The sequence below is a fragment of the Sphingomonas sp. CD22 genome, assembly GCF_034556155.1.
Classification (GTDB): domain Bacteria; phylum Pseudomonadota; class Alphaproteobacteria; order Sphingomonadales; family Sphingomonadaceae; genus Sphingomonas.
In genome coordinates, this window is record NZ_JAYDYX010000001.1 from 190,097 (window position 1) to 202,044 (window position 11,948).

Sequence of the window (11,948 nt, forward strand, 5' to 3'; positions counted from 1 at the left end):
TCTCGCAATACGCATCTTTCTTGCTACCGGCCTCGGCTCCTTCGCAGAGATGGATGTCGTCGCGATCTGGCGAATGCGAGCCTCGGCAAACCCTAACCGGCGGCTGCCGGGGTTCTCCCCGTCTACACGCCTGCCGACAACCGCCACCCCCCAACGAAAAACCGCCGCCCGGTGGCCCGGACGGCGGCTCTTCATTCGGTCAGGCCTGAACCCGAACCCGGAGATCACTCCTGGTTCAGATACTCGCCCGCGGCCTCGTCGCTGCCGTCGCCCGAGGGGACGACCTCGGCGAGCGGGTCGGGACCCGTGCCGACGTCCTCGCGCTTCGAGCGCAGCGCCTCGGCGGCGCGGAGCTCGGCGGCCGACGCCGGGGCGACGATCGCCGCGGCCATCGCACGCTGCTGGACGCGCATCGCCGCATCGCGCGACGAGGCCGCGACCCGCAGGCGGTTCATGCCCGCACCCGTACCCGCCGGGATCAGGCGGCCGACGATGACGTTCTCCTTGAGACCCATCAGCGTGTCCTGCTTGCCCTGGACCGCCGCCTCGGTGAGGACGCGGGTGGTCTCCTGGAACGACGCCGCCGAGATGAAGCTGCGGGTCTGCAGCGACGCCTTGGTGATGCCGAGCAGGACGGGCTTGCCCTGTGCCGGTGCCTGGTTCTTCTCCAGCTTCTCGTTGGTCGCGTCCATTTCCTCGCGATCGACCTGCTCGCCTTTCAGCAGCGTGGTGTCGCCGCCGTCGGTGATCTCGACCTTCTGCAGCATCTGACGAACGATCGTCTCGATGTGCTTGTCGTTGATCTTCACGCCCTGCAGTCGATAGACTTCCTGGATTTCGCTGACGAGATATTCGGCCAGCGGCTCGATCCCCATCGTCTCCAGAATGTCGTGCGGGTTGGGCGAACCGCCGATCAGATTGTCGCCACGCTTGACGTAGTCACCTTCCTGAACGTCGATCACCTTCGACTTCGGCACCAGATACTCGACGACGTCGCCGCCATCCTCGGGCTGGATGCCGATCTTGCGCTTCGCCTTATAGTCCTTGCCGAACACGACCCGGCCGGAAACCTTGGCGATGATCGCCGCTTCCTTGGGGATGCGTGCCTCGAACAGTTCGGCAACGCGCGGCAGACCGCCAGTGATGTCGCGGGTCTTGGCGGACTCGCGGCTGACACGGGCGAGGACGTCGCCGGCTTGGACTTGGGCATTGTCGTCGACGGAGAGCACCGCGCCGGTTGTCAGCATATAACGCGCCGCTTCGCCGTCTTCGGTCGTGGTGAGGGTCAGGCGCGGACGCAGATCCTCCTTCGACTTGGTCGAGGTGCGATATTCGATGACGACGCGCTGGGCGATGCCCGTCGCCTCGTCGGTCTGCTCGGTGAGCGTCTTGCCCTCGGTCAGGTCGACGTACTTCACGATGCCCGAATTCTCGGTGATCACCGGCATGGTGAACGGATCCCACTCCGCCATGCGATCGCCCTTCGACAGCACATGGCCGTCGTCGAACATCACATAGGCGCCGTAGGGGATACGGTGCGTCGACAGTTCGCGGCCGTCCATGTCGAGGATCGCGATCTCGCCCGAGCGCGACAGCGTCACGCGGCGACCACGCTGGTCGACGATGAGGCGCAGGTCGCGGAACTGGGCGGTACCGTCGACCGGTGCCTCCAGGTTCGACTGCTCGTTGAGCTGCGCCGCGCCGCCGATGTGGAACGTCCGCATCGTCAGCTGCGTGCCGGGCTCACCGATCGACTGGGCGGCGATGACGCCGACCGCTTCGCCGATGTTGACCGGCGTACCGCGGGCGAGGTCGCGCCCGTAGCACTTGCCGCAGACGCCGATCTTGCTCTCGCAGACCAGCGGCGAGCGGATCTTCATCCCCTGGATGCCGATCTTCTCGATCTGCGTGATCATCGCCTCGTCGAGCAACGTGCCCGTCGGGATGACGACCTCGCCGGTCTTGGCGTCGACCACGTCCTCCGCCGTCGTGCGGCCGAGGATGCGCTCGCCGAGCGAGGCGATCGTCGAACCGCCCTGCACGATCGCCTTCATCTCCAGCGCGCGCTCGGTGCCGCAATCCTCCTCGACGATGACGCAATCCTGCGACACGTCGACGAGACGGCGGGTGAGGTAGCCCGAGTTCGCCGTCTTCAACGCGGTGTCCGCGAGGCCCTTGCGGGCGCCGTGGGTCGAGTTGAAATATTCAAGGACGGTCAGGCCTTCCTTGAAGTTCGAGATGATCGGCGTCTCGATGATCTCGCCCGACGGCTTGGCCATCAGGCCGCGCATGCCGGCGAGCTGCTTGATCTGCGCCTGCGAACCGCGGGCACCCGAGTGGGCCATCATGTAGATCGAGTTGATGTCCTTCTCGCGGCCCTTGTTGGGACCGTCTTCGTAATGACGGACAGCCTTGATCTCGTTCATCATCGAGTTGGCGACCTGGTCGCCGCAGCGGCTCCAGGCGTCGATCACCTTGTTGTACTTCTCCTGCTGCGTGATCAGGCCGTCCTGATACTGCTGCTCGAAGTCCTTCACCTGATCGCGCGTCTCGTCGACCAGCACGTCCTTGTCGGGCGCGATGATCATGTCGTCCTTGCCGAACGAGATGCCGGCGCGGAACGCGTGACGGAAACCCAATGCCATGATCGCATCGGCGAACAGCACGGTCTCCTTCTGGCCGGTGTGACGATAGACCTCGTCGATCACGTCGCCGACGTCCTTCTTGGTGAGGAGGCGGTTGACGGTCTCGAACGGCACCTTGTGGCTGTGCGGCAGCGTCTCGCCGAGCAGCATGCGGCCCGGCGTCGTCTCGTAGCGCTTGAGGTACTGCTTGCCGCTCTCATCGGTCTGCGGAACGCGGCTGATGATCTTGGTGTGCAGCGTCACCGCCTTGGCTTCGAGCGCTTGATGCACCTCGGCCATGTCGCCGAGCAGCATGCCTTCGCCCGGCTCGCCTTCCTTCAGCATCGACAGATAATAGAGGCCCAGCACCATGTCCTGCGACGGCACGATGATCGGCTTGCCGTTGGCGGGGGACAGGATGTTGTTGGTCGACATCATCAGGACGCGCGCTTCCAGCTGCGCCTCGAGGCTCAGCGGAACGTGCACGGCCATCTGGTCGCCGTCGAAGTCGGCGTTGAACGCCGAGCAGACCAGCGGGTGAAGCTGGATCGCCTTGCCCTCGATCAGCACCGGCTCGAACGCCTGGATGCCAAGACGGTGCAGCGTCGGGGCGCGGTTGAGCATCACGGGATGCTCGCGGATCACCTCGTCCAGGATGTCCCAGACTTCCTTGCGCTCCTTCTCGACCCACTTCTTCGCCTGCTTGAGCGTCATGCTCAGGCCCTTGGCGTCGAGGCGCGCGTAGATGAACGGCTTGAACAGCTCGAGCGCCATCTTCTTCGGCAGGCCGCACTGGTGCAGCTTTAGCTCCGGACCGGTCACGATGACCGAACGACCCGAATAGTCGACGCGCTTGCCGAGAAGGTTCTGACGGAAGCGGCCCTGCTTGCCCTTCAGCATGTCGGACAGCGACTTGAGCGGGCGCTTGTTGGCGCCGGTGATCGTCCGGCCGCGACGGCCGTTGTCGAACAGGGCGTCGACCGCCTCTTGCAGCATACGCTTTTCGTTGCGGACGATGATGTCCGGCGCACGCAGCTCCATCAGCCGCTTCAGGCGGTTGTTGCGGTTGATGACGCGGCGATAGAGGTCGTTGAGATCCGACGTCGCGAAGCGGCCGCCGTCCAGCGGCACCAGCGGGCGCAGCTCGGGCGGGATGACCGGCACGACTTCGAGGATCATCCACTCGGGACGGTTGCCCGATTCGAGGAAGCTCTCGACAACCTTCAGGCGCTTGATGATCTTCTTGGGCTTCAGCTCCGACTTGGTCGTCGCCAGCTCTTCGAGCAGCGCGACCTTCTCGCCTTCGAGGTCGAGGCTTTCGAGCATGATGCGCACGGCCTCGGCACCGATACCGGCCGAGAACGCGTCCTCACCATACTGGTCCTGCGCCTCGAGGAGCTCGTCCTCGGTCATCAGCTGGAACTTCTCGAGCGGGGTCAGGCCCGGCTCAATGACGATATACGCCTCGAAGTACAGCACGCGCTCGAGCTGCTTGAGCTGCATGTCGAGCAGCAGGCCGATGCGGCTGGGCAGCGACTTCAGGAACCAGATGTGCGCGACCGGGGCGGCGAGCTCGATATGGCCCATCCGCTCGCGGCGGACCTTCGAGACGGTAACCTCGACGCCGCACTTCTCGCAGACGATGCCCTTGTACTTCATGCGCTTGTACTTGCCGCACAGGCATTCGTAATCCTTGATCGGACCGAAGATGCGCGCGCAGAACAGGCCGTCACGCTCGGGCTTGAACGTGCGATAGTTGATGGTTTCGGGCTTCTTGATCTCGCCGAACGACCACGAGCGGATCTTGTCGGGCGAGGCGATGCCGATCTGGATCTGGTCGAAGGTCTCGGGCTTTGCGATCGGGTTCGCGAAGTTGGTCAGTTCGTTCATGGGGATGAACCTCTCAGAATTCTTTTCTCCTCTCCCAGCGGGAGAGGAAGGGGCCCGCCAGCGAAGCTGGTGGGAAGGTGAGGGCAGGGCAGCGAACCGAACCGTCCTCACCCTTCCGCGGCCTACGGCCGCTCCCTCCCTCTCCCGACGGGAGAGGGAGAGTGGTGGCTTACTCCGCGGCGATCGCGATGCCGTCCTCGTCGACCTGGTCCTGCATCGTCTTGAGATCGACGTTGAGGCCCAGCGAGCGCATTTCCTTGACGAGCACGTTGAAGCTCTCGGGAATGCCGGCCTCGAACGTGTCGTCGCCCTTGACGATCGCCTCGTAGACCTTGGTGCGGCCGACGACGTCGTCGGACTTCACCGTGAGCATTTCCTGCAAGGTGTAGGCGGCGCCATAGGCCTGCAAGGCCCAGACCTCCATCTCGCCGAAGCGCTGACCACCGAACTGCGCCTTGCCGCCCAGCGGCTGCTGGGTGACGAGGCTGTACGGCCCGATCGACCGGGCGTGGATCTTGTCGTCCACGAGATGGTGCAGCTTCAGCATATAGATGATGCCCACGGTCACCTTGCGGTCGAACTTGTCGCCGGTGCGGCCGTCGAACAGCTCCGACTGGCCCGACGTGTCGAGGCCCGCCAGCTCCAGCATCGCCGACACGTCGCTTTCACGCGCGCCGTCGAACACCGGGGTGCCCATCGGGATGCCGGTGCGGATGTTGTGCACCAGCTCGACGATCTCCTCGGGCTCGCGGCTCTGGATGTCCTCGGCATAATGATCGCCATAGACCTCCACGAGACGCTCGCGCACCGCGTCGGGCATCTCGCCCGCCGTGGCATCGGGGTTGGCTTCGCGCCAATCCTCGAGCGCGGTCGCGACCTGCATACCCAGATTGCGGGCGGCCCAGCCGAGATGCGTTTCGAAGATCTGCCCGACGTTCATGCGCGACGGCACGCCCAGCGGGTTGAGCACCAGATCGACCGGCGTCCCGTCGGCGAGGAACGGCATGTCCTCCTGCGGCAGGATGCGGCTGATGACGCCCTTGTTGCCGTGACGGCCGGCCATCTTGTCACCCGGCTGCAGCTTGCGCTTCACCGCGACGAAGACCTTGACCATCTTGAGCACGCCGGGCGGCAGCTCGTCGCCACGCTCCAGCTTCTCGCGACGATCGTGGAACTTGTCCGTGATCCGCTTGGCGGCTTCGTCATACTGCTGCTTGACGGCTTCCAGATCGCCCTGGACCTTGTCGTCGGCAATCGCGAACTTCCACCATTCGTGGCGGTCGACGCTGTCGAGCAGGTCCATGTCGATCGTCGCGCCCTTCTTCAGGCCCTTCGGCACCGCCGTGGCGACCTGATCGAGCAGCATCTCGCGCAGACGCGACCAGGTCGCGCGGTTGAGGATGGTGCGCTCGTCGTCCGAGTCCTTCTTCAGGCGCTCGATCTCCTCGCGCTCGATCGCCATCGCGCGCTCGTCCTTGTCGATGCCGTGGCGATTGAAGACGCGGACGTCGACGATCGTGCCGGCAACGCCCGGCGGCAGACGCAGCGAGGTGTCGCGGACGTCGGACGCCTTTTCGCCGAAGATGGCGCGGAGGAGCTTTTCTTCCGGCGTCATCGGGCTTTCGCCCTTCGGCGTGATCTTGCCGACGAGGATGTCGCCCGGCTCGACCTCGGCACCCACGTAGACGATGCCCGCCTCGTCGAGGTTGCGCAGTGCTTCCTCGCCGACGTTGGGGATGTCGCGCGTGATGTCCTCCGGCCCGAGCTTCGTGTCGCGGGCCATCACCTCGAACTCGTCGATGTGGATCGACGTGAACACGTCGTCCTTCACGATCCGCTCGCTGATGAGGATCGAATCCTCGTAGTTGTAGCCGTTCCAGGGCATGAACGCGACGAGCGCGTTGCGGCCCAGCGCCAGCTCGCCGAACTCGGTCGACGGGCCGTCGGCGATGACGTCGCCGGCGTTGACCACGTCGCCCACCTTCACCAGCGGACGCTGGTTGATGCAGGTCGACTGGTTCGAGCGCTGGAACTTCATCAGCGTGTAGATGTCGACGCCCGACTTGGCCGAATCGACCTCGCCGGTGGCGCGCACGACGATGCGGCTGGCGTCGACCTGGTCGACGATGCCGGCGCGCTTGGCGGCGATCGCGGCGCCCGAGTCACGGGCGACCGTCTCTTCCATGCCGGTGCCGACGAACGGCGCTTCCGCCTTCACCAGCGGAACGGCCTGGCGCTGCATGTTCGAGCCCATCAGCGCGCGGTTGGCGTCATCGTTTTCCAGGAACGGAATGAGCGATGCGGCGACCGAGACGAGCTGCTTGGGGCTGACGTCCATCAGCGTGACGTTGTCGGGCAGCGCCATCAGGAACTCGCCCGCCTGACGCGACGACACCAGTTCCTCGGTGAAGCCCTTGTCGGGGCCGAGCTCCGCCGACGCCTGCGCGATCGTGTGCTTGGCCTCTTCCATCGCCGACAGATACACCACGTCGTCGGTGACCTTGTGGTCGACGACCTTGCGGTACGGCGTCTCGATGAAGCCGTATTTGTTGACGCGGCTGAACGAGGCGAGGCTGTTGATCAGGCCGATGTTCGGGCCTTCCGGCGTCTCGATCGGGCAGATGCGGCCGTAATGCGTCGGGTGGACGTCGCGGACTTCGAAGCCCGCACGCTCACGCGTCAGACCGCCCGGTCCGAGCGCCGAAACACGACGTTTGTGCGTCACTTCGGACAGCGGATTGGTCTGATCCATGAACTGCGACAGCTGCGACGAGCCGAAGAATTCACGCACCGCGGCGACCGCCGGCTTGGCGTTGATCAGGTCGTTCGGCATCACCGTCGACACGTCGACGGAGGACATGCGCTCCTTCACGGCGCGCTCCATGCGGAGCAGGCCGACGCGATACTGGTTCTCGAGCAGCTCGCCCACCGACCGCACGCGGCGGTTGCCGAGATTGTCGATGTCGTCGATCTCGCCCTTGCCGTCCTTCAGGCCGACGAGCGTCTTGATCACCGCGAGGATGTCCTCGCTGCGCAGCGTCGTCACCGTATCCTCGGCGTCGAGGTCGAGGCGCATGTTGAGCTTGACGCGACCGACGGCCGACAGGTCGTAGCGGTCGGGATCGAAGAACAGGCCGGCGAACAGCGCTTCGGCGGTTTCGAGCGTCGGCGGCTCGCCGGGGCGCATCACGCGATAGATGTCGGACAGGGCCTGCTCGCGCTCTTCGGCCTTGTCGGCCTTCAGCGTGTTGCGGATCCATGCACCGGTCGACACGTGGTCGATGTCGAGCAGCTCGATCGTGTCGATGCCCGCCTTGTCGAGCGCCTCGAGGTTCTCGGCGCCGATCTCGTCGCCGGCCTCGACGTAGATCTCGCCCGTCGTCTCGTTGATGAGGTCATAGGCCGAATAGCGGCCGAAGATCTCTTCGGTCGGGATCAGCAGCTGGGTGAGGCCGTCCTTGGCCGCCTTGTTGGCGGCACGCGGGCTGATCTTCTGCTGCGCGGCGAACACGATCTCGCCCGACGAGGCGTCGACGATGTCGAACAACGGCTTGACGCCACGCCAATTCTCGGGCGCGAACGGGATGATCCAGCCGCCCTGGCCGCGCACATAGGTGACGCGGTTGTAGAAATAATTGAGGATGTCCTCGCTCGTCATGCCGAGCGCATAGAGCAGCGCCGTCACCGGCAGCTTGCGCTTGCGGTCGATGCGGACGTTGACGATGTCCTTGGCGTCGAACTCGAAATCGAGCCACGAACCGCGATAGGGGATGACGCGCGCGGCGAAGAGATACTTGCCCGACGCGTGGGTCTTGCCGCGGTCATGATCGAATAGCACGCCCGGCGAGCGATGCATCTGGCTGACGATGACGCGCTCGGTGCCGTTGATGAAGAAGGTGCCGTTCTCGGTCATGAGCGGCATGTCGCCCATGTAGACGTCCTGCTCCTTGATATCGATGACCGACTTGGCCTCGGTATCCGGATCGACCTCGAACGCGGTCAGGCGCAGCGTGACGCGCATCGGCGCGGCGTAGGTGATGCCACGCTGGCGGCATTCCTCGACGTCGAACTTCGGCGGCTCGAGGACGTAATCGTCGAAATCGAGATAGGCGGTGCCGGCGAAATCCTGGATCGGGAAGACGCTGCGCAGCGTCTTTTCGAGACCCGACACGTGGCCGGTGCTCTTGTCCGAACGGAGGAACTGCTCGTAGCTCTCGCGCTGAACCTCGATCAGGTTCGGCATCTGGATGACTTCGTGGATGTCGCCGAAGATCTTGCGGATGCGCCGCTTGGCAGTGCTGCCCTGGATCGCCTTGCTGGCCATGGTGTTATGCCCTCAGTCGTGGCCGGCCAGTCGGGAAACTGGCGCGGGCCGGAATATCGTGCCCGGGAACCCCCGGAGCGGGACGCGAGGTGCGACGCAAAAAAGCCGAGCGCATCACAGTGCGTCGGCCTTCAGCGTCTATGAACCAGAACCCTCTATTCGTACGATGCACTGCGCGACGGCGCATCATGTCCCGAAAGCTGTGGTGAGACGCGGATATAGGCGCAGGAGCGGGCACTGTCAAAGGGGGTGTATCCAACACGTCCAAACCCCGTGCCTTCGCCCCGTCGCCGCGCCGGGGCGGTTCGTCGCAGCGGGGGTGGCGGTCGCGAACCGTTCACTAAGGAACGCCCAAGCGTTTTGGGTGAGATCAGGGTACATGAACATGAAGCGGGGCGCGCGGCTCAGCGCGATCGCCCTTTTGGTGGCGGGCGCGGCTGCGGCTCCCGCCGTGGCGCAGACGTCGAACACGACCGCGCCGCAGACGATCCCGGGGCTGGACAATTTCAGGCTGGCGCCATCGCAGCAGACCCCGCTTCCCGTACCGGAGCCCGAACCGATCCCCGTGCCGGTGGTGACGCCGACGCCGCGGGCGACGGCGACGCCCGCCGCGCGGCCCACGCCGCGACCGAGCGCGACGCCGACACCGCGCGCCACGCCGAGCCCGGCGCCCACTCCCGACGTAACGCCGACGCCGGCTGTCGAACCGTCGCCGACGCCTGCACCGACGCCGACGCCGACCCCGGTTCCGGTGGCGACGCCATCGGCGGTGCCGGTCGATGTGGCGGCGCCCCCGTCGGACTCATCCACCGGCTGGTGGCTGGGCGGGGCGGCGCTGCTGGCCATCGCCGCGGCGGTCGGCTGGTGGCTGTTGCGGCGCCGGGCGAGCGGCGGGGCTGCGGAGGTCGCGGTCGCCGAGCCGGCGCCGCGGCCCCGTGCCCCCGCGCCCGTACCGGCAGCGCCGCAACCGACGATGCCCGCTCCCGCGCTGCCGCCGGCGGATCGCGCGCGGCTGGCGCTGACGCTGAATCCGCGCCGCGCCGGGCTCAACCTGCTCAGCGCCACGGTCGAGGCGGAGCTGGAGGTGCGCAACCTCGGCACCGTGCCGGCCACGGCGATCCGCGTCGGCGTCGCGCTGACCGGAGCCGGTCCGGGGCAGGAAAGCGACGTCGCGGCGGTGTTCGCGGCGCCGGTCGGGCGCACCGCGGTGCCGCCGTTCGCGCTCGCGCCGGGCGAGACGCGGCGCGTACGCGTCGTCGCCGCCTTGCCGCGCACCGAGATCCGGCCGCTCGAAGCGGGTGGCCGGGCGATGTTCGTGCCGGTCGTGGCGATAAACGCGCTCTACGATGCGGGCGGCATCGACGCGCAGACCGCGGCGGCATTCGCGGTCGGTGTCGAGCGCGTCGATTCCGCCAAACTGGTCCCGTTCTGGTTCGATCAGCCCGCGCGGATGTACGATGCGCTCGGCGTTCGCCCCTATGCTGCTGCGGTGGAACGATGATTTGCGCGGGTTGCATAATGGTCGGGAGCGGTTAACGGCAGTCGGCGTGTCCACTTTGGTCCGATCCTCGGGCCGGGAGAATATATGGCAGCCGAACGTCATGGTGCCGAGATCTGGGCAGCGGTGTGCCGTGCGACCAACGTCGCCCAATTCGACCATGTCGGTCACGTCATCTGGGCCAGCGAGCGGTTCTGTACGACGATGGGATATAGCCTGGTCGAGATGAAGGGCCTGCATCATCGCGCCTTCTGCTCGCCGCAGGAGCAGGTCTCGCCCGGCTATCGGCGGCTGTGGCACGATCTCGAACGCGGCCGCGCCGCCTCGGGCGAATGTACGCGGATCACCAAGGACGGACGCGAGGTCCGCCTGCATGCGGCTTATGATCCGCTGACCGACGACGACGGCGCCATCTCAGGCTTCGTCAAGGTCGCCACCGACGTCACCGAACGCCGGCGCGGCGAGGCGGAGCGCAGTGCGCGGCTGGCGGCGCTCGACCGCAGCCAAGCGGTGGTCGAATTCGCTCCCGACGGCATCCTCCTCCATGCCAACGAGCGGTTCCTCGGCCTGACCGGCTATCGGCTGGAGGATGTCGTCGGGCGGCATCATCGCAGCTTCTGCGATCCGGCGTATGCTGCGTCGGCCGACTATGCCGCCTTCTGGTCGCGGCTGGCCGGCGGCCGGATCGACAGCGGCGTCCGGTGCTGGCGTGCCCGCGACGGCGAGGAATGCTGGCTGCAGGCGAGCTATACGCCGGTGTCCGATGCGATGGGCCGGCCGTTGCGCATCGTCGCGATCGCCAGCGACGTCACCCGGCAGGTGCGGCTGGAGCGCGCCGTCGCCACCCGGCGCGACGAGCAGCAGCGCTTCCAGTCGGCGCTCGAGGCCAAGACCGCGGAGGTGCAGACGGCGATGACGCAGCTCGCCGGCGTCGTCGACACGATCAGATCGCTCTCCGCGCAGGCCGATCTGATGAAACTCAACGCGGCGATCGATGCGGCGCATGCCGGCGAGGCGCCGTCGGGCGTGATCGGCACGGGCGCGTGGCGCGCGCGCCGACGCGGCTGACCGCAGCGGGCGCGGACACGAAAAAGGGCGGCCTCCCTGCGGGGGCCGCCCTCTTCCTGTCGCTGGCTGGCCGATGGTCGGCCGGCCCTGTGGAGGAGCAGGCAGCGTGCTGCCCGTCTCCTCCGCTGCGGCTTACTTGAGCTCGACGGTCGCGCCGGCGTCTTCGAGCTGCTTCTTGACCTTCTCGGCCTCGTCCTTGTTCACGCCTTCCTTGACGGCCTTCGGCGCGCCTTCGACGAGCGCCTTGGCTTCGGTCAGGCCGAGACCGGTGATGGCGCGGACTTCCTTGATGACGTTGATCTTCTTGCCACCGTCGCCGGTGAGGATCACGTCGAACTCGGTCTTCTCTTCGGCGGCCGGAGCAGCGGCGCCACCGGCTGCCGGGGCAGCGGCGACGGCAGCGGCGGCCGAAACGCCCCACTTCTCTTCGAGCAGCTTCGAGAGCTCGGCGGCCTCGAGGACGGTCAGTTCGCTCAGCTGGTCAACCAGCGCGTTCAGGTCTGCCATGATACTTCCTTCATATGTCGGGGCCGACGGCCCCAAG

5 protein-coding genes are annotated in these 11,948 nt (G+C 66.4%); 2 read left to right on the forward strand and 3 right to left on the reverse strand.

The genetic code is table 11. The features are described 5' to 3' along the window. Positions 1–224: 224 nt before the first annotated feature. On the reverse strand, positions 225–4,514 hold the full coding sequence (gene rpoC, locus SFC76_RS00890) for a DNA-directed RNA polymerase subunit beta' (protein WP_322847613.1): 4,290 nt from the start codon (positions 4,512–4,514) through the stop codon (positions 225–227). Positions 4,515–4,683: 169 nt separating this feature from the next. After that, positions 4,684–8,838, reverse strand: a complete 4,155-nt coding sequence (gene rpoB, locus SFC76_RS00895; protein WP_322847614.1) for a DNA-directed RNA polymerase subunit beta — start codon at positions 8,836–8,838, stop codon at positions 4,684–4,686. A 379-nt stretch (positions 8,839–9,217) separates the two neighbouring features. Here rpoB and SFC76_RS00900 point away from each other — a divergent pair, with 379 nt between their 5' ends. Then, positions 9,218–10,339: a hypothetical protein gene (locus SFC76_RS00900; protein WP_322847615.1), complete on the forward strand. Its 1,122-nt coding sequence runs from the start codon at positions 9,218–9,220 to the stop codon at positions 10,337–10,339. An 84-nt stretch (positions 10,340–10,423) separates the two neighbouring features. Then, complete coding sequence (locus SFC76_RS00905) at positions 10,424–11,404, forward strand: PAS domain-containing methyl-accepting chemotaxis protein (RefSeq protein WP_322847616.1); 981 nt, start codon at positions 10,424–10,426, stop codon at positions 11,402–11,404. A 132-nt stretch (positions 11,405–11,536) separates the two neighbouring features. On the opposite strand, the gene rplL is transcribed toward SFC76_RS00905, so the two are convergent. Beyond that, positions 11,537–11,911 carry a 50S ribosomal protein L7/L12 gene (rplL, locus tag SFC76_RS00910; RefSeq protein WP_322847617.1) on the reverse strand — a complete coding sequence of 125 codons (375 nt, stop codon included), beginning with the start codon at positions 11,909–11,911 and terminating at the stop codon, positions 11,537–11,539. Positions 11,912–11,948: the final 37 nt, after the last annotated feature.